This window comes from Pseudomonas sp. O230, assembly GCF_045447035.1.
Taxonomy (GTDB): domain Bacteria; phylum Pseudomonadota; class Gammaproteobacteria; order Pseudomonadales; family Pseudomonadaceae; genus Aquipseudomonas.
In genome coordinates this window covers 58,300-77,171 of the sequence record NZ_JBJGXN010000005.1, presented here as the reverse complement: position 1 = coordinate 77,171, position 18,872 = coordinate 58,300, and the positions used below count along the sequence as shown (strand labels likewise).

The 18,872-nt window shown below is 59.8% G+C and carries 17 protein-coding genes; 9 read left to right on the top strand and 8 right to left on the bottom strand.

From position 1 onward, the window contains the following. Positions 1-164: 164 nt before the first annotated feature. Complete coding sequence (locus tag ACI77H_RS11615; RefSeq protein WP_407012040.1) at positions 165-2,219, bottom strand: S9 family peptidase; 2,055 nt, start codon at positions 2,217-2,219, stop codon at positions 165-167. 225 nt (positions 2,220-2,444) lie between these two features. Between ACI77H_RS11615 and ACI77H_RS11610 the strand changes: the two genes are divergently transcribed. The 3 genes from ACI77H_RS11610 to ACI77H_RS11600 are packed head-to-tail and all read left to right on the top strand — an operon-like array spanning position 2,445 to position 4,304. Then, positions 2,445-2,942 carry an MFS transporter gene (locus tag ACI77H_RS11610; protein WP_407012039.1) on the top strand — a complete coding sequence of 166 codons (498 nt, stop codon included), beginning with the start codon at positions 2,445-2,447 and terminating at the stop codon, positions 2,940-2,942. A gap of 30 nt (positions 2,943-2,972) precedes the next feature. After that, complete coding sequence (locus tag ACI77H_RS11605) at positions 2,973-3,749, top strand: class II glutamine amidotransferase (protein ID WP_109628454.1); 777 nt, start codon at positions 2,973-2,975, stop codon at positions 3,747-3,749. 12 nt (positions 3,750-3,761) lie between these two features. Further along, positions 3,762-4,304, top strand: coding sequence for a DUF2937 family protein (locus ACI77H_RS11600; RefSeq protein ID WP_214381329.1), 543 nt, complete (start codon positions 3,762-3,764; stop codon positions 4,302-4,304). Positions 4,305-4,512: 208 nt separating this feature from the next. Here ACI77H_RS11600 and ACI77H_RS11595 read toward each other — a convergent pair whose 3' ends face one another. From ACI77H_RS11595 to ACI77H_RS11580, 4 genes are all read right to left on the bottom strand, one after another. Further along, positions 4,513-6,612 carry a TonB-dependent receptor gene (locus ACI77H_RS11595; protein ID WP_407012038.1) on the bottom strand — a complete coding sequence of 700 codons (2,100 nt, stop codon included), beginning with the start codon at positions 6,610-6,612 and terminating at the stop codon, positions 4,513-4,515. Next, positions 6,609-7,832, bottom strand: coding sequence for an MFS transporter (locus ACI77H_RS11590; RefSeq protein WP_407012037.1), 1,224 nt, complete (start codon positions 7,830-7,832; stop codon positions 6,609-6,611). The genes ACI77H_RS11595 and ACI77H_RS11590 overlap by 4 nt, the downstream gene beginning before the upstream one ends. Further along, complete coding sequence (locus ACI77H_RS11585) at positions 7,822-9,744, bottom strand: IucA/IucC family protein (RefSeq protein WP_407012036.1); 1,923 nt, start codon at positions 9,742-9,744, stop codon at positions 7,822-7,824. Before ACI77H_RS11585 ends, ACI77H_RS11590 begins: the two co-directional genes overlap by 11 nt. A gap of 127 nt (positions 9,745-9,871) precedes the next feature. After that, the gene (locus ACI77H_RS11580) at positions 9,872-10,789 is read right to left on the bottom strand and encodes a LysR family transcriptional regulator (RefSeq protein ID WP_407012035.1); all 918 of its coding nucleotides are present in this window, start codon (positions 10,787-10,789) and stop codon (positions 9,872-9,874) included. 147 nt (positions 10,790-10,936) lie between these two features. Here ACI77H_RS11580 and ACI77H_RS11575 point away from each other — a divergent pair, with 147 nt between their 5' ends. The 4 genes from ACI77H_RS11575 to ACI77H_RS11560 are packed head-to-tail and all read left to right on the top strand — an operon-like array spanning position 10,937 to position 14,644. Beyond that, positions 10,937-12,223 carry an MFS transporter gene (locus ACI77H_RS11575; RefSeq protein WP_407012034.1) on the top strand — a complete coding sequence of 429 codons (1,287 nt, stop codon included), beginning with the start codon at positions 10,937-10,939 and terminating at the stop codon, positions 12,221-12,223. Positions 12,224-12,267: 44 nt separating this feature from the next. Continuing rightward, complete coding sequence (locus ACI77H_RS11570) at positions 12,268-13,020, top strand: 5-oxoprolinase subunit PxpA (protein ID WP_407012033.1); 753 nt, start codon at positions 12,268-12,270, stop codon at positions 13,018-13,020. Beyond that, a complete protein-coding gene (gene pxpB / locus ACI77H_RS11565; protein ID WP_407012032.1) occupies positions 13,017-13,721 on the top strand; it encodes a 5-oxoprolinase subunit PxpB in 705 nt (234 codons plus the stop codon). The genes ACI77H_RS11570 and pxpB overlap by 4 nt, the downstream gene beginning before the upstream one ends. After that, positions 13,718-14,644, top strand: coding sequence for a biotin-dependent carboxyltransferase family protein (locus ACI77H_RS11560; RefSeq protein ID WP_407012031.1), 927 nt, complete (start codon positions 13,718-13,720; stop codon positions 14,642-14,644). The genes pxpB and ACI77H_RS11560 overlap by 4 nt, the downstream gene beginning before the upstream one ends. Positions 14,645-14,777: 133 nt before the next feature. Here the strand turns inward: ACI77H_RS11560 and ACI77H_RS11555 are convergent, their stop codons facing one another. Both ACI77H_RS11555 and ACI77H_RS11550 read right to left on the bottom strand, forming a co-directional pair. Continuing rightward, positions 14,778-15,956, bottom strand: coding sequence for a vWA domain-containing protein (locus ACI77H_RS11555; RefSeq protein ID WP_407012030.1), 1,179 nt, complete (start codon positions 15,954-15,956; stop codon positions 14,778-14,780). Between the two features lie 12 nt (positions 15,957-15,968). Beyond that, positions 15,969-16,814 (bottom strand): AAA family ATPase, encoded by an 846-nt coding sequence (locus tag ACI77H_RS11550; RefSeq protein ID WP_407012029.1) that lies wholly within the window; start codon positions 16,812-16,814, stop codon positions 15,969-15,971. Between the two features lie 202 nt (positions 16,815-17,016). Between ACI77H_RS11550 and ACI77H_RS11545 the strand changes: the two genes are divergently transcribed. Continuing rightward, the gene (locus ACI77H_RS11545; RefSeq protein WP_407012028.1) at positions 17,017-17,247 is read left to right on the top strand and encodes a DUF4160 domain-containing protein; all 231 of its coding nucleotides are present in this window, start codon (positions 17,017-17,019) and stop codon (positions 17,245-17,247) included. After that, the gene (locus tag ACI77H_RS11540; RefSeq protein WP_407012027.1) at positions 17,235-17,738 is read left to right on the top strand and encodes a DUF2442 domain-containing protein; all 504 of its coding nucleotides are present in this window, start codon (positions 17,235-17,237) and stop codon (positions 17,736-17,738) included. Before ACI77H_RS11545 ends, ACI77H_RS11540 begins: the two co-directional genes overlap by 13 nt. On the opposite strand, the gene ACI77H_RS11535 is transcribed toward ACI77H_RS11540, so the two are convergent. Then, entirely contained in the window at positions 17,735-18,811 is a 1,077-nt protein-coding gene (locus tag ACI77H_RS11535) for a DUF748 domain-containing protein (RefSeq protein WP_407012026.1), read from the bottom strand. The two genes, ACI77H_RS11540 and ACI77H_RS11535, sit on opposite strands and share 4 nt — an antisense overlap. Positions 18,812-18,872: the final 61 nt, after the last annotated feature.

Sequence of the window (18,872 nt, the reverse complement as noted above, 5' to 3'; positions counted from 1 at the left end):
CCCATTCCCTGTAGGAGCAAGCTTGCTCGCGATGGGGCCATCACATTCAGCATCAATGCCTAATGTCACACCGCCATTGCAAGCAAGCTTGCTCCTTCAGGGGAGATGGGTTGTACCGGGCCCCGGCGTTATGGATTTAAGACCCGTACGCCAAGCCAAGTTCCTCAGGCAATCCCCAAAACCCCGAAAACAAATGCGTATTCGAGTGCTACGTCACGCAATCCCTGATAACGGCCACTCATGCCGCCATGTCCGGCGCCCAACTCGGTCTTGAGCAGCAGCGGATTGTCGTCGGTTTTGGTCGCGCGCAATTTCGCTACCCACTTCGCCGCTTCCCAGTACTGCACGCGACTGTCGTTGTAGCCGGCGATCACCAGCGTCGCCGGATACGTCTGCGCGGTGACGTTTTCGTACGGGGCGTAGGCCTTGATCCGATCATAAACGTCCGGCTCTTCAGGATTGCCCCACTCGTCGTATTCCGTAACGGTCAGCGGCAAGTCCGGGTCGAGCATGGTGTTCAACACATCGACGAACGGCACTTCGGCAATCGCCGCGCCGAACAGCTCCGGCCGCATGTTGAGCACCGCGCCGATCAGCAACCCACCGGCACTGCCACCGCTGATCGCCAATTGCGCGGAGGTGGTGACCCCGTTGGCGATCAGGTGCTCGGCACAGGCGATGAAATCGCTGAAGGTGTTGTGCTTGTGTTCCTGTTTGCCGGCGCGATACCAGGCCTCACCCAACTCGCCGCCGCCACGCACGTGCGCAATGGCAAACGCCACGCCGCGATCCAGCAGGCTCAGGCGCGCGTGGGAGAACCATGGGTCGAGGCTTTCGCCGTAGGCGCCGTAGCCGTACAGATAAAGTGGCGTTGGCTTACCGAGGGCTTCGCGTTTGACCACCAGGCTGATCGGCACTTGCGTACCGTCCGGCGCGGTCGCCCACAGGCGTTGGCTGACGTAGGCGTCGGCGTCGAACGGGCCGAGCACCGGGGTTTCCTTGAGCACTTTCTGTTCGCCGCTGCACAAATCCAGTTGGCGGATCTGCGCCGGGCGGTTCAGCGCTTCGTAACGCAAGCGGATGCGGTCGCTGACGAATTCCAGGCTGTTTTGCACGTGCAGGCTGTAGGCCGCGTCCGGCAATTGCACGCGGTAGCTCGGCAGGTCTTGCGGGTGAACCTCGATGATCGGCAAGCCGCCGACCCGCAGGCTCAGCGTCAAGGCGCCGGCGTTGAGGCTCATGCCGTCGATCATCGTGGTGTCGCTGTGGGGAATCAGGTTCTGCCAGTCGGCTTCGGTCGGCGCAATGCCGGTATCGACAGCGGTGTACAAGGCAAAGTTGATACCGTCGCGGTTGGTGCGAATGAACCAGGTCCATTGGCCGTCGAGCGCGCCGTGATCAACGTCGTACTCATGGTCTTCAACCCTCGGCGCCACGCAGGTAAACGCCTGCTGCGGCTGGAATGCGTCGAGCACCCACACTTCGCTGGTGGTCTTGCTGCCCAGCGCCAGCAGCAATTGCTGTTCCGAACTCGAGCGATAGCAATGCATGAAGAAACGGCCGTCTGGCTCATGGAACACTTCTTCGGCCGCCGTGCCGTCCAGTCGATAGCGGAACAGCTTGTGCGGGCGATGGGTGTCGTCCAGTTCGCCGAAGAACAGCGTCAGGCTGTCGTTGGCCCACGTCATGCTGCCGTCGCATTCGGCGAACTCCAGTTCACTGACGCGGCCGCTGGATAATTCCTTCACAAACAGCGTGTAAATCTCATCGCCCGTGGTGTCGAGGCTGTAGGCCAGGCGCTGGTGGTCCGGACTGATGCTGAACGCACCGAGGGAAAAGAAGCCGCCGTTGGCCAGTTCGTTCGGGTCCAGCAGCAACTGTTCCTGGCTTTCGTCGAGTTGCAGGCTGTCATCCGTCGGGCGCGGGCAGCGGTAGTGACGGGCGTACTCGTCACCGGCCGTGGTGCGCGTGTAATACAGATACGGACCCCACGGGGAGGGCAGCGACAGGTCGGTTTCGAGAATCCGGCCCTTGATCTCCTCGAACAGGGTTTCGCGCAGCCCGGCCTGATCGGCGGTTTGCGCCTCTAGATAGCGGTTTTCAGCCTTGAGGTAATCGAGCACCGCGTCGGTGTCGCGTTCCTGCAGCCAGGCATACGGGTCAGAACCTTCAGCCTTGTGGGCAATCGGGGCGCTGGTGATGTTGGCGGATTGGGGCATGAAGGGCTCTCGAACAATGTACGGAATAAGGGGCTTCGCAGGCGACTTGCAGATCTTGAAGCCTCTCCAGACCCTGTAGGAGCAAGCTTGCTCGCGATGAGGCCGGAACATTCATCATCAATGTAGTCCGGCAGTCCGCTATCGTGAGCAAGCTCGCTCCTACAGTTGGGGCAAGCCTGATGTGCGAAAAGTCGTTACTATAAGCGCCTCTTTGCCTGCCTTGCCATGGACACCATGACCGAGAACGACTATCTGATCGCTTGGGGCCTTTACGCCTTTGCCGCTTTAGGCTGCCTGTTGGTGTGGATGCGCATGACCCGCTGGATGTGGCGCTGGTTGCGCGAGCCCTTGCGGCTGCTGGTCGCCGTGTTGCTGTTCAGCCCGACGATCATTGATCCGGTGAAGGAAAAGGTCGCGCCGGCCATCGCCATCACCGCCCTGGACCTCGCGTTCAAAGTCGGCAACAACGCCTGGCGGGCGATCTCCGATCTATTCATGTACTGCATGATCGCCTTCGGCATTTACCTGGTATTCGTGGCGATCCGTTTCCCCATCGAACGCGCTTCCAAGGCTCGCAAGGAACGCACGGCGGCCGCCAAGGCTGCGGCGCGGGCTGACGACCCTGACGACGATCATCCTTTCGGCGGTGCCGGTGATGACCGTTACGGTCGCCCGCCGATCCCGAGCAACCCTCAGCGCATGCGGGTCGAACCGCGTTTGTAACCTTGCCCCTGCCTTTCAGAGAGTCCGAGCATGTGTGAGTTATTGGGCATGAGCGCCAATGTGCCGACCGATATTGTGTTCAGCTTCACCGGGCTGATGCAGCGCGGCGGCCGAACGGGCCCGCACCGTGACGGTTGGGGCATCGCCTTTTATGAGGGCCGTGGCCTGCGGCTGTTCCAGGACCCGGCGGCCAGCTGCGAGTCCGAAGTCGCCAATCTGGTGCAACGCTATCCGATCAAAAGCGAAGTGGTGATCGGCCATATCCGCCAGGCCAACGTCGGCAAGGTCTGCCTGTCCAACACCCATCCGTTCGTGCGCGAACTGTGGGGCCGCAACTGGTGTTTCGCCCACAACGGCCAGCTCGCGGACTTTCAACCGATCAAAAGCTTTTACCGCCCGGTCGGCGATACCGACAGCGAAGCGGCCTTTTGCGATTTGCTCAATCGGGTGCGCGCGGCGTTTCCGGAACCGGTCGAGATCGAAGCGTTGCTGCCGGATCTGGTGGCTGCCTGCGCCGAATACCGTAGCAAAGGCGTGTTCAACTGCCTGCTCAGCGACGGTGACTGGCTGTTCTGTTACTGCTCGACCAAACTGGCGCAAATTACCCGTCGCGCACCGTTCGGCCCGGCGCGCTTGAAGGATGTCGACGTGATTGTCGATTTCCAGGCCGAAACCACGCCCAACGACGTGGTCACGGTGATCGCCACCGAGCCCCTGACCGAAAACGAAACCTGGACCCGCTACGAACCGGGCCAATGGAGCCTCTGGCGACGCGGTGAATGCGTCAGCCAGGGCAAGACCGAATAAGGATTCTCCCCCATGTTGCTCAGTTATCTACGGCTGGTGTTGTTCGCGGCGGGCCTGTTGATCGGCGTCCAGGTGCCAGGGTTCATCAACGATTACGCCAAGCGGGTCGAAGCCCACCTGATCGAGGCGCAGACCGGTTTGAGCGGTTTTCAGGGCACCGCCAATCAGTTTTTCAAGGGTGATATGCAGGCGCTGGTCGCTCATTACCGCGCCAGCGAAGACCCGATTTTCCGCAGCGACGCCGACAGCCTGAGCAATCTGCTCACCCGTCAGTTGGCCCTCGATAAACAATTCCAGGCCATGCAAGGCCCGTGGTACATCCGTTTCCTGCAGGTTGTACTGGCCGCCGACCCGGATATCCGCAAGGAAACCTGGAATGGCTACAGCTACCAGATCCTGCTGACGCCGGAAGCGATGATCTGGGGCATGAGCGGCGCGTTGCTGCTGTCGTTCGGGATTGAATGCCTGTTCCGGCTGATCGACTGGGTGGTGCTGGGCGGCAAACGCCTGCGCCAGAGCCGGCCGATCGTGGATCGGGATGTGCGCGGGCTCTAAGCAAAAGGAGTAGGCATGCCGGCTCTTTTTGGGCTTTCACTGGTTCAGCGTGGGCACGGTCCTCTGTAGGCGCCGGCATGCTGGCGATGGTCGTTAACGATGGCGCGCGCTGTCTGGATCAACTCGGCGCACTGGACCATCGCCAGCAAGCCGGCTCGTACAGGTTTTGCGTTGTCAGTGTTTCACGGGATTACGCAAGGAACCTCTTTTACCAGTCCAACGAGTAACTCATGCTGAACGTCCGGCCTTGGGCATTCGCGTAAGGCGCCCGGGCGTTGGCTTGGGCGAACAGGTTTTTATACGTGCGGTTGGCCAGGTTATACACTCCGCCTTCAAGACGTCCGACTGGTAACTGTACCGAGCCGAGTAAATCCACCAAAGTGTAGCCATTGATCTCCCGCCCGTTATTGTCCTTGGCGGCGGCATCGTAATTGGCCAGGCGCATGCCTTGCAGACGCAGGGTGTAGTCGTCCTTGGCGAGCGTGGTTTTTGCGGGTGAAATACGCGTCGCCGGCAGGTCAGTCCATTTGCCATTTTGTTCGGTTTCGCCTTTGGCCCAGGCGTGTGAGCCACCGAACGACCATAGATCGGTCGCATGAAATGTCAGGCTGCTCTCAACGCCGCGAACTCGCTCTTTCTGATTGATCAGGCGTAATACGCGATTATTGGCATCGTAGAACTGCGTTACGTCCGAGGTGTTTTCATACGCGGTCAGGTCGGTCTGCCACTGGTCCCAGTTGCCACGCCAGCCCAATTCGTAGCTGTCGACCTTGATGGCCTGGGCGTTCAGGTTCTGGATGTCGTAGGTGCTGTTCACATCTCGCAGGAACCGTTGAATATCCGGCAGCGAAAATCCCTGACTGAAGTTGACGAAAACGTCCTGGTTAGCGCTCAGGTGATAAACCGCTCCCAGGTTGTAGAGGGTGGCGTCGTATTTGAGGGTGTCCCCTGGCAAAGTGGCGCGCACGCCAGTCTGGACGATCTGACCGTAAGCCACACTGTCGGAAACTTCGCTTTCTATCCACTCGCGTCGCACGCCGCCACGCAAGGTCCAGTCGCCAATGTCCCAGGACATTTGCCCGAACAGCGCCCGGGTAGTGGTTTCGATGTCCGGGCCCATCTCGTAGATGATGCCGGTCTTTGAGTAGGCCAGGCCGTTGAGGGTGTATTGGTCGCCGCGTTGGCGGGAGCGCTCATGATTGTAGTCGGCGCCCCAGACCAGATTGCCGGTGGCACTGCCGATGGCCGGCAAAGGCGTATCAATGGCTGCGCGTAGGCCGTAGACATCCTGCACGCTGTTGTTGTCAGCGATGCCGGCTTTGCCTCGCGCCAGGTCCGGGAAAAACAATGCATCGGCCCGGCGCCAGTAACTTTCCAGCTGCAGGCTCTGGTGGTAGAAGTCCTTGTCTGAGTAGTTAAGGTTGATTGCCTGATTATGCGTGTAGGGCTGATCGCCGAGTTTCAGCCCTTTGACCGCTACCGCTTGCTCGCGGTTTTTCGGGTCTTTGGTGTAGTGGGTATCTTGTTGGTCCTTGTAGTCCTGCAGCGACAGGCTGAGCTTTTTGTCGGCATCCAGTTCGTAACCGAATCGACCCTGCAGGTCGTAAGTCTCGGTGTCCATGTTGCTGCCTTGGGAGGTGTCCTGGGGGATGCGCTTGCCGTTGCCGTCAAATTGATCGTTGCGTTGGGTCAGGTCTGCGGAGACGTACCAGTCCAGTGCGTCGTTGCGTCCGGTCGCACTCTGGAAAACTTCATAGGCGAAACCTTTACGGTTGAAATTGTTGTCACTGGTCAGGCCCAGTCGGGTGCTGTACGCGAAGTCCTGCCCCTGATTTCGCTTGGTAATGATGTTGATGATGCCGCCTGACGCCCCGGCGCCGTAGACGCTGCTGGCGCCGGAAACAACTTCGATGCGTTCGATACTGGCCGGCGCAATGCTGTTCAACTGACGGAAGTTGTCTCGCGTGGCGTTCTGCGACACGCCGTCGATCAGTACTAACATGTTGCGCCCGCGCAGCGTCTGGCCAAAGTTGCTCATCCCTCCACTGGACGGCGCAAGACCAGGGACCAACTGCCCGAGGATGTCGGAGACCCGACGACCTGCGCCACTCTGTTCGCGGACTTGTTGTTCGTCGATGACCTGGACCGACCCCGGAATCGAGGCGATGCTTGCTTCACTGCGTGTTGCGGAAACGACGGTGGCTTGAATGTCCAGGGTGCCTGGGGGCTGTTCAGTTTCATCAGCCGACAGAGCGGTGCTGAAGGCGCCGAGCAGGGGAATCAGATAGGAAAGTCTTATTGGGGTCATGGCAGCATCTTTTTTTGTTGTGGTAAGTGTGGGGGGATCAGACCTAGAGGGCCGGTGTTGCGGTGACGTATCCAGCGGATCCCGAAAGCGGCCAGCACGTAGGTCAACGCCACCAGCCAGAAACTGTGGGCCAGGCCCACCAGCCCCATGCCGGCACCGCCGACAACGACGCCGAGCAGAGCGCCAGCCTTTGCGGCGCTGTTGCCGAGCCCCAAGGCATATCCCTGCTGATTTGAAGAAGCGGTATTGGCGATCAGTGCATAGGCGACGGGAAGCAGCGCTCCTTGCCAGATGCCCCAGACCAGTCGACTGACGAGAAACCCGAGCCATTCGTTGGCCAGCGCTGTCGCGGCAAGCGTCAAAGCGCATAACCAGGCCACGCCTTCAATCACACGCAAGGTGTGAAGCGCTTCCCAATGGTCGAAAAGGCGTCCCCATACCGGAGCGGAGAGGGCCAGGGTCGCGGCACTTGCTGCGTAAGTGGCACCGATCAGCCAGTGAGGTGCCTGCAGAATGTCGGCGACGTACAAGGCGTAAAACGGTTGCGGAATCATCTTTGCTGCTTGTATCAGCACGATGACCATCAGCATTCCGCCTAGCCAGCCTTTGGGCAGGGCCACCGGCGCAGCAGGTTGTTTATGCGACCGCCGCTCTTTGTCCGGCGGAAGGAAGAAGCTTCCAAGCACACACACCAGACAGATCAGCGCCGCGCCATAACAGAGGAGGGCAAATCCCGAGATGTCCATCAACCAACCGCCGAGGACCGGCCCGATCAACGAGCCGACGGCGGTCGCTGATTGCAGGCGAGCCAGGGTATGACCGCGCCGGCCGTTGTCGCAGCAGGCCAGCGCGTAGGCTTGTGCCGCAGCGAGAAATCCGGCGAGCGCCCCTTGCATCACCCGGATACCAACCAGTAACCAGGGGTCGAGGATGATGCCCGCCAATCCTTGGCACATCGCCAGTGCCAGCAACGCCCGGACGAGCATCGGTTTGTGTCCGGTGCGATCGCCCATTCGACCCCATAGCGGCGTCACGATCATGGCTGCAAGCATTGGCCCTGCGTAGACCAGCGCCGATAGTAATGAGGTGTAGCCAGCGCCCTCAGGCCCGAGAAGGTGCTGGATCTGCAAGGGCCAGAACGGGCCGCTCATTTCCATGGCGCCCATGGAAACGAACTGGATGATGATCAACAGGCGCAACGCGCGCCCGTCAGTGCGCATAGGTGCTCGATCGCAACGGGTTATTCAAGCGTCCGACGATGTCGGTGTGACAGTCAAGCAAACGCATGCGCATAAATGATTTGGCTGGCCAGTCCTGTTCCAGCAGGGCGCGACGCTCGGTTTCCCAACGTTCCGGTTCGACGCGCTCGCGCAAGGCATCGAAGCATTGCGCCGTCTGGGTCGCCATCCGCTGCCAAAGGATGCTTTCAGGCACATCCCAGTGTCGTGCGCAGAGCAATGCCAGCTCACCCAAGTGGCACATGAAGGTGGTGTGAAGCAGTTTGTCTCGGACAAAACCGGGGTCGTCGTAGAGTGTCATTGCCGGGTCGTGCAACCGGAGATCGAGGTCCTTCCCCTGCAGCGTTTTTCGGTGGATCCGAATATCGCCAAAGTCGCGAATCAGCAGGTGTTTCAACTGCCTGTCAGCACTCATCACCATGAAGCTGTTCTGCTGGTGAGCTTCGAACGCCACGCCGTACATCAAGTACAGACCCACCAGGCTCGGTACGGTAATCGCCAGATAATCCTCGAAGAACGCCAGCATGGCCGCGCTGTCATCCCGGTGTTGAGCCAGCTGTACCCAGTCACGCAGCAACGGTTGTCCAAACTCGTTGATGGCGAACAGGCTGCCAACCGGGACGACCAGTTCACCGGTTTCAATCAGGGTCAGCGGGTTGTCGCGAAAAAGCACCGCGACATGCCGGGAGCGTTCGTCGTCGCTCGGTTGAGGTGCGTAGTGAACGCCGATGCGTTCGGGGACGATCTTCAGCTGCTGCTGAATACCAGGCTCTCGATCCAGAATTTTCAAAAGCAGTTGGCTGATGCGCGGCCCCATCCTGGCCGAGCGCGGTGACACGGTGCGCTGCACGCTGGTCAGTCGTAACGACACCGGCAGTTTGACCATGGGCGCTGTTCGGCCCGCCTGCGGTATTACCGTGCGGAAGGACATGGTCGGGTGGGCAGTGAATGCAACGATGTCCGTGATGATCAATCGGCGGTCAGCCAGTTCCTCTGCGAACGATTGCGGCAGTTCCTCACGGGCTTGCCAAGGGTGGGAGGGAATTGGGAGGTAGTCCGCAGCATCCAGACCGAGTTGCTCCAGATACTGCTGCAGTTGTTCTGCTGCCTGAGGGAAGTGGGCTCGCCACCAGTCCAGATAGTCGATGCTGTTGGCAAGCGTTTCGACATGGGCGAATTGGCGATGCAAGGCGCAAAGGACTATCGGGAAACTTGCCTCGAACTCTGGGGAGAAGGCGATGACCTGGGTGGCGCTCAAGCCCAGTTTGGTCTTGTAGTTCGGGTGCCAGGGGTGGCCAAGCGTGCCCCATTGCTCAAGCAACAACGTTGGGCTATACGGGGCAGTACCGACCTTAAGCCATGCGAGCAGATTGTTATCGTGCTCGGTGTCGATCTGCTCTCTCAGGCGCTCAGTCCAGCCATGATGGAATGCCAGGCATAAGGTGTCATTGCGGAAGCTGTCATCCAGCTCCTGAGCCAGGCGTTCGAGCACGTCGGGAGAGGCGGAGGGTGAGAAGTGAGTGCTGAGGTGAGCGAGCAGTTCGCTGGGTAACTGGATTTTGTGCGGCGTCTTGCCTGGGGTGTGGAGAACGATGTTGCCGCGCACGTCCCAACTGTCCATTCTTCCGCCAGACAGATGATCGAAGCAAAGGTGCGCACCATCCGCGACGGGCAACCGGCAGCGCTCACTTTTGTCGTAGGTGCGAATGCCGATGGGGATCAGGTTTTCGCGAAACAGTGCCTGGATCAGGCGTTGGCAGCAGCGTTGGGCGGCGGGTTCAAGTGCGTTGCTTAAGTGATCGAGGGTGATGCGATGAGACTGGAAGGCCTCGGTGCCAAGGGCTTCGCTCCAGTGTGAGAGCAACTGCTGCTGTTTTTGCGTGTAAGCGCGCATCGAATTCGACTCCTGTCGATAGTCGTTTGGCTGAAGGCGCGCAAAGAATAATCAGATGGATAAAAATGGTAATGAAGGCGATTCCTATTATCGCGTGGGAAACTTCCTGTTCCTGTTCCTCTTCAATTCAAGGTTTACTCAGAACGATGTAGCGCTCACCGACCTTGCGCGCATACCCCGCCAGCACCTGCTGACACAACGCCACAATCTCCTCGACCCATTCCGCCCCGGTCCGCCACGACACCACCACCTGCAAATCCGGCGGGCGCTGATCGATGGCCAGCAAGGTCAGTTCCCCACGCGCCAGTTCCTCGGCCACCAGCACCGGTGGCAGCGCGCCAATGCCGAAACCGTCGCGCAACAACCGGGTGATCGCCGACACCGAATTCACGCAGTTCAGCCGCGGCGTCATGACGCCATTGGCCTGCATCAGCGCGAGCACCTCTTGATGCGGGTGTGAGTTCTTCGAGTACGTAATGATCCGCTCCCGCGCCAGATCGGCCACGCTGGAATACTCGCGGTTGTAGATCGAGTTGCTGGCCGCAATCCAGCCCATCGGGTGACTGGCCAGTTCTAGGCTGCGCACACTTTCCTGACGCAACAGGTCGGTTTGCAGAGTCAAGTCGAGGAAGCCTTTTTGCAGCTGATCGCAGAGGTTGAGCGAGGTATCGGCCACCAGCTCGATTTCCACCAGCGGGTAGTGATCGGTCATCTGCGCCACCAATGGACTCAGCCAGGTGTGAATCACCGTGTCCATCACACCGATGCGCACCCGTCCGACCTTGCTCGAGCGGGTCTCGATCGACTGCTTGAGCGCCTGCATGGTGTCCATCATCTGCTCGGCATGTTCGAGCACTTTCAAGCCTTCGGGCGTCAGGCTCACGCCGCGTGAATCACGCAGGAACAGCTTCACCCCGAGTTCGCTTTCGAGCACGGCGATGCGGCTGGAAATCGACGCCTGGGTGGTGAAGAGCTTGTCTGCGGTCAGGCGAAAACTCTTGAGGCGGGCGACCCAGACAAAGGTTTCGAGAAACTTCAGGTTCATGGGGTTAAGTTTTTCTTATGCCTAAGGCGGGTTTTTATTAGTTGGACGCAACCGGGCCGCGCGTCCAAAAATCAGGCCATCCGGTTCCCACGATAGGCGTCGTCGGGGCTCAGAACAATACCAATAAAATTTGCACGGAGAGTTGCCATGAGTGCGCCCGACACTACCGCCATCCCGAAAGCCACGGCTCGTCCGGGACCTTTCGACTGGTACCGCAATATCAATCAGCAGGAACGCCGCACATTCTGGAGCTGCAAGATCGGCTACGGTCTGGACGGCATGGACACCCAGATGCTCAGCTTCGTGGTGCCGACCCTCATCGCGATGTGGGGCATCACCACCGGCGAGGCCGGGTTGATTCATACCAGCACGCTGATTGCCTCGGCCATCGGCGGTTGGGTGGCGGGGATTCTCTCCGACCGCATCGGTCGTGTGCGCACCTTGCAACTGACGGTGCTGTGGTTCGCCTTCTTCACCTTTCTCTGCGGCTTCGCGCAAAACTACGAACAACTGCTGATCAGCCGCACCTTGATGGGCTTCGGTTTCGGCGGTGAGTGGACCGCCGGCGCGGTGCTGATGGGCGAAGTGATTCGCGCCAAGGACCGTGGCAAAGCGGTGGGCATGGTGCAATCAGGCTGGGCGCTGGGGTGGGGGCTGACGGCGATTCTGTATGCGCTGCTGTTCTCGGTGATGCCACCGGAAGACGCTTGGCGGGCACTGTTCATTCTTGGCATCGTCCCGGCGATTTTCGTGATTTTTGTCCGCCGTCTGGTCAAGGACCCGGAAATCTACCGCGAAGCCAAAGCCAAACAAGAACCGAGCAACCCGGCGAAGTTTTACGAGATTTTCGCCCCCGGCATCCTCTTCACCACGCTTCGCGCTTCGGTGCTGACCACCGGCGCTTTGGGCGGTTACTACGCAATCACCTCCTGGCTGCCGACATTTCTAAAGAACGAGCGCGGCTTGAGCGTACTCGGCACGGGCGGTTATCTGGCGATGGTGATCGTCGGTTCTTACGTCGGTTATGTCATCAGCGCGTACTTGACTGACATCCTTGGCCGTAAGAAGAATTTCATTCTGTTCGCGGTCGGCTCGTTCACCATCGTGCTGCTCTACACCCAATTGCCGGTCAGTAACGGCGTGATGCTGTGGCTGGGCTTTCCGCTGGGCTTCTTTGCTTCGGGGATCTTCAGCGGCATGGGTGCCTTCCTGACCGAGTTGTTTCCGACGCGGATTCGCGGTTCGGGCCAGGGCTTTTGCTACAACATCGGCCGGGCGCTGGCGGCGTTGTTTCCGCTGTTGATCGGCTTGCTCAGCCAGAAGGTGCCCTTGAGCGTAGGCATCGGGGCGTTTGCGGCGGTTTCCTACGGGGTGGTGATCCTTGCGGCGTTGAGCCTGCCGGAAACCCGTGGCAAACAACTGGATGCGCAGTAATCTGCCCACATCTGAAAAGAATAAAACCTACAGGAGTGTTCACCGTGAGCCGCCTGCTATTGAACTGCGACATCGGCGAGAGTTTCGGCAACTGGACCATGGGTCTGGACGCCGAGGTCATGCCCTTCATCGATTGCGCCAACATCGCCTGCGGCTTCCACGCCGGGGACCCGAGCATCATGCGCAAGACCGTCAGCCTGGCCCTGAGCAACGGCGTGCAGATTGGCGCCCATCCGGCCTATCAGGATCTGGTCGGGTTCGGCCGTCGTTCCATGGCGTACACCGCCCAGGAACTTCAGGACATTCTGCACTACCAGATCGGCGCCCTCGACGGTCTCTGCCGGGCACAGGGCGGGCGCGTCAGCTACGTCAAACCCCACGGCGCGATGTACAACGACATGATGGCCAACCCGGCGCAATTGCGCGCCGTTCTGCAAGCCGTGGCGTCGTATGACCGGACGTTGCCGCTGATGCTGATGGCGACCCGCGACAACAGCGTCGCGCAGCAATTGGGTGACGAGTACGGCGTAACGCTGTGGTTCGAAGCCTTCGCCGATCGCGCCTACGACAGCGCCGGCAGGCTGGTCTCGCGCCAACTGCCGGGCGCGGTGCATCACGATCCGGAAACAATCATCGAACAGGCGCTGACCATTGCCCGTGGCGACAACCTGACCGCCAGCGATGGCAGCGCCTTGCACCTGCAGGCCAACACCCTGTGCGTTCACGGCGACAACGCCAGTTCGGTGGCGGCCGTGCGGCGAATTCGCCAGGCCCTCGATCAGCAGAGCGCACCATGAAACCGCGGGTGGAAGTGGTGGCGCTGGATTGCCTGATGGTGCGGATGTTCGATGAGATCGCCGAAGCCAACATGCCATGGATGCTCGCTGCCAGCGAAAACCTGCGTGCTGCGTTTGGGCCGAATTTGATCGATCTGGTGCCGTCGTATACGACGTTGATGGTGCATTACGATCTGACGGCATTGAGCCCGGCGCAGGCGCGGGAATTGATCGCCGTAGCACTGATCGATCTGTCGCCCAACACCCGCACCGGCGGCAAATGTCATGTGCTGCCGGTCTGGTATGACGTGAGCGTCGGCCCGGAATTGCGCCTGTTGTCTCAGCGCAGCGGGCTGGCCGTGGAGGAGGTGATCCGCCGCCACAGTGACCGTGAGTATCAGGTGTTCGCCTTGGGCTTCGCGCCGGGTTTTGCCTTTATGGGGTTGGTGGAAGAAGTCCTCGCCGCGCCGCGCTTGAATACGCCGCGCAAAAAAGTCGCGGCCGGCAGCGTCGGGATTGCCGAACGGCAAACCGCGGCCTATCCGGTGGTCTCTCCCGGCGGCTGGAACCTGATCGGCCGCACCCCGGCCAAACTGTTCGACCGCGAGCGCGACGGTTACAGCCTGATGCAACCGGGCGACACTGTGCGTTTTGAAGCAGTCAGCCATGCCGAGTTCATCAATCTGGGCGGTGACGACACGCTTCTGGAGGCGCAGGCATGAGCCGGCTATCGATTCAAGCGAGCACGCCGTTGTGCCTGTTGCAGGACGCTGGTCGTTTCGGCGTGCGGCATCTGGGCGTGACCCAGGGCGGCGGGCTGGATTGGCGCTCGATGTCCTGGGCCAACTGGCTGCTGGGCAATGCACTGGACGCACCGGTGATCGAAATCACCCTCGGCGGATTCACCGTGGTGGCCGAGGACGATTGCTTGCTGGCGCTGGCCGGGGCGGACCTTGGTGCACAACTGGAGGGGCAGGCGCTGAAACCGTGGCGTAGTTTCAAGCTGCGCAAAGGTCAGCGTTTGCAGTTCACTCAGCCACTGCTGGGCGCGCGAGCCTATCTGGCGGCGCCGGGCGGGTTTGATGCGCCGAAGGTGTTGGGCAGCACTGCGACGGTGGTGCGTGAGGAGCTGGGTGGGCTGGACGGCATGGGGCGAGCGTTGGCCAAAGGTGCCTCGCTGAGCTACTCGGCTGAAGCGCCGCTGCTGATGCGCGAGTTGCCTGGCGAGCACGTGCCGGACTTCAAACTCGATTCACCACTGGACCTGGTACTCGGCGCGCAAATCGGCGAGTTCAGTGGCCAGAGTCTGTTCGATGCGTTCAACAGCGCCTGGACCCTCGACAGTCGCGCCGATCGGATGGGTATTCGCTTGCTGGGAACCGCGTTGGCGTATCAGGGCAAACCGATGATTTCCGAAGGTATTCCGCTCGGCGCGGTTCAGGTGCCCCCGGACGGGCAGCCGATTGTGTTGCTCAATGATCGGCAGACCATCGGCGGTTATCCGCGATTGGGGGCGTTGACACCATTGGCGCTGGCGCGGCTGGCGCAGTGTTTGCCGGGGACGCAGGTGCGGTTGCGGCCGGTGGTGCAGGATGTGGCGCATCGGGAGCAGGTCGAATATCTGCGCCGGTTTTTGGACCGCTAAAAGCATCGCGGGCAAGCCCGGCTCCCACAGGTAATGATGGTGATCACAGACTGTGTGAACCACCTCAGACCCTGTGGGAGCGGGCTTGGTCTGGGCGGCATTCCGACGATGGCGTCCGACAAGACAATCGGGATTACTTGGACAGAAAACGCATCCCTTCTTCCAACCCCCGCAACGTCAGCGGGTACATCTGATCATCAATCAAGTCCCGCACGATATTGGTCGAAGACGTATAGCCCCACGTATCTTTCGGATACGGGTTGATCCAGATGAGTTTCTTGTACTTCTCCTTGAACCGCTGCATCCACACGTAACCGGCTTCTTCGTTCCAGTGCTCGACGCTGCCACCGGCCTGAGTGATCTCATAGGGCGCCATCGCCGCGTCACCGATGAAGATCACTTTGTAGTCGGCGCCATACTTGTGCAGCAGGTCCTGGGTCGAGGTGCGCTCTGAAGTGCGGCGCATGTTGTTCTTCCACACCGATTCATAAACGAAGTTGTGGAAGTAGAAGTACTCCAGGTGTTTGAACTCGGTCTTGCAGGCCGAGAACAACTCCTCGCAGATCTTCACGTGGGCATCCATCGAACCGCCGATGTCGAACAGCAGCAACAGCTTGACGGTGTTGCGTCGCTCCGGTCGCATCTGGATGTTCAGCAGGCCGGCATCTTTAGCGGTATGGTCGATGGTGCCATCGATGTCGAGTTCTTCGGCAGCACCCTGACGGGCGAATTTGCGCAGCCGACGCAAGGCGACCTTGATGTTGCGCGTACCCAGCTCCACCGAATCGTCGAGGTTCTTGTACTCGCGCTGATCCCAGACTTTGACCGCTTTACCCTGGCGCTTGCCGGCATCGCCGACCCGGATGCCTTCCGGGTTGAAGCCGCCGGAGCCGAACGGGCTGGTGCCGCCGGTGCCGATCCACTTGTTGCCGCCGGCGTGGCGTTCTTTCTGTTCTTCGAGGCGTTTCTTGAATTCTTCGATCAGCTTGTCCAGACCACCAAGGGACTGGATCTGCGCCCGCTCTTCATCGCTGAGGGAACGCTCGAATTCCTTGCGCAACCAGTCTTCAGGGATCAAGGCCTGAAGGTGGTCGTCGAGTTTTTCCAGGCCATTGAAGTAAGCACCGAAGGCCCGGTCGAACTTGTCGAAATGCTTTTCGTCCTTCACCAGAATCGCCCGGGACAGGTAGTAGAACTCGTCCATATCGGCGAAGGTCACGCGCTGTTTCAGCGCGTTGATCAGGTCCAGCAACTCGCGCACCGAGACCGGCACCTTGGCTGCGCGCATTTCATTGAACAGGTTGAGCAGCATGGCATCAGCCTCTTAGCGGGTGCCGCGACGGCTCATGAACGCCAGGCGCTCAAGCAGTTGCACGTCCTGTTCGTTCTTCACCAAGGCCCCGGCCAGTGGCGGAATGGCTTTGGTCGGATCGCGTTCGCGCAGCACGGCTTCGCCGATGTTGTCGGCCATCAGCAGCTTCAGCCAGTCCACCAGTTCGGAGGTCGATGGCTTCTTCTTCAGGCCCGGCACCTTGCGCACGTCAAAGAACACGTCCAGCGCTTCGCTGACCAGATCCTTCTTGATGTTCGGGTAGTGCACGTCGACGATTTTCTGCAGCGTGGCGCGATCCGGAAACGCGATGTAGTGGAAGAAGCAACGGCGCAGAAACGCGTCCGGCAGTTCTTTTTCGTTGTTGGAGGTAATGATGATGATCGGCCGCTTCTTGGCCTTGATGGTCTCGTCGATCTCGTAAACGTAGAACTCCATCTTGTCGAGTTCTTGCAGCAGGTCGTTGGGGAACTCGATGTCGGCCTTGTCGATTTCATCGATCAGCAGGATCACCCGCTCTTCGGACTCGAAAGCCTCCCAAAGCTTGCCCTTTTTCAGGTAGTTGCGAACGTCGTGGACCTTTTCCGTGCCCAACTGCGAATCGCGCAGGCGGCTGACCGCGTCGTACTCGTAGAGGCCCTGATGCGCCTTGGTCGTGGATTTGATGTGCCAGGTGATCAACTTGGCGCCGAAGGACTCGGCCAGTTGCTCGGCCAGCATGGTTTTGCCGGTGCCCGGCTCGCCCTTGACCAGCAGCGGACGCTCCAGGGTGATGGCGGCGTTGACCGCCAGCTTCAGGTCATCGGTGGCGACGTAGGCCTGGGTGCCTTCGAACTTCATCTGCTAATCCTCGAACGGTAAACGCCGACCTGGCTGGGCAGGGCGGGGCGCAATAGTTGTAGTGCCCGACTATAACGCGCTGCCCGGTCGACTGTGAACGCAGACGGCTTATTCAGTCTCTGAATGGGGCGTCACATCTTGACTCGGTTTTGGCGGCTGGCCAGTATTGAGCTATCGCCATTTTGGCGATAGCTTGCGGGGCATGTCTACTAAATATCGATTTCGCGATACGTACCGGATTCAGCTGCGAGAGAAAGATCATCCGCCACCCCATGTCCACCTGACCGGTGGCGGACTGGATGTGATGCTCTGTCTTGAGACCGTTGAAGTGATGGTCGGCAAGGCATCGCCACTGATTATCAAGGAAGCGCATGAATGGGTCAGGGCCCATCAGGCGCAATTACTGGAGGACTGGAAACGATGTTACCCATGAGACGACCACGGTTGTCCGCCGTACATGCGTTGCCGGATTACCGATTGGCGCTGACATTTATCGACGATCAGCAGCTCACGCTCGATCTGAGCCGTGACTTGCGTACCTATCCGGGGTTGCAACCCTTGCTGGAGGCCGGCGCTTTCGAAGGTGCAACCCTGGGCGATGATGGCTGGAGCGTCGAGTGGCCTGAGCAGGATATCCAGATCGGCGCAGACACCGTTTATCTGGATGCGCTCGCGCAAAACGCGGCGGATGAAAACACCCGGATCTTCATCGACTGGCGTGCGCGTACCGGATTGCCGCTCAATCAGGCGGCCGAGGCTTTGGGGGTGAGCGCCCGTAGCATCACGCGCTACAGCAGTGGTCGTGAAGCTGTGCCGCGATCACTGGCCTTGGCCTGCCTGGGTTGGGATTTTCTGCAACAGCAATCCAATTCGGCACGTGCGGCTGAAGAAACCGGCCGCTATACCGTTACGCGCAAACCTTAGCCGGCCTCCGGCTTCGGCCGTTCATACCGGGCATTGAAGGCCTGGACAAAACCATTACGCAAAATCTGCAAAAACGCCTGGAACGCGCTGATATCTTGCCGATGAACGTTGCCGCTCAGTTCCACACGGGTCGCAAACTGGTTTTTGCCCTGGTTTTTCAGCACGGTTTCGGAACCGCCGACAATGGCTTCCCAAATGGACCGGAACAGCCCTTTGTCCTTGTTCTCGACGTCCTGATGCCAGTTGAAAACGTCAACATCCTTCAGCAGCGGTTTGATGTAGCCGGTCAATTGGGCCTTTTTCGCTTGCGCTTCAATCACCACATCCCCGTGCCCGGCATTGAAGTCGAACTTGCCATAGGCGGAAGCGAAGTCGTTCATGCGTTTGAGTTCGATGTCTCTGGCGCGCAGGCGGAACTGGAAATCTTCGAAATTGCTCAGTGGATCGAAGGTTGCGGTGGTTTCCAGGGGCGCGTGCCCCAGCAACAGCGCTTTGCCATCGAAGCGTGCTTCGCGCTTGCCTTCCTTGTCGACGACGTTGGTCAGGTTGTAAATGCTGGCGTTGACCTGGGTCGCGTTCATGTTGACGGGGGGCTTGGAGTTGAAGTTTCGAAAGCTGATCTTGCCGTCGAAGATGCGCACTTCGTCGAAGGTGACCGGTGCCAGTTTGCTCAGTTGCGCCCGCCAGTCGGTGCCCTGACCGGTCTGCGAGTTCTGCTTGTTGGCGCCGCCGTCGACGAAGTTCACTTCAGGGTTGAAGAACTGCACCTTGGCCACGACGGCATGGTCGTACCAGAGCGAGTGCCAACTGACAGAAAGATCGATCAGCGGCGCGTTGACGAAGGGCACCGGCACCTTGCCATCGACCTTGACGATTTTCAGCCCGTTGATTTTGTAGGCCCCGCGCCACAGGGCCAGGTCGACGTCGGTGATCTGGCCACGGTAATCGCCCATGTCGGCGAGCTTGTCGTTCAAGTAGTCACGCACCAGATAGGGCAGGGCAATATGCACGGCCATCAGCAGTACAACGAGACCGACGAGGATCCACAAGGGCCAGCTGTATCGACGTTTCATGATGGTAAATCTCCTGCGATGTAAAGCCATTGACTGCGGCGGTCACTGGACGTTCGACCTG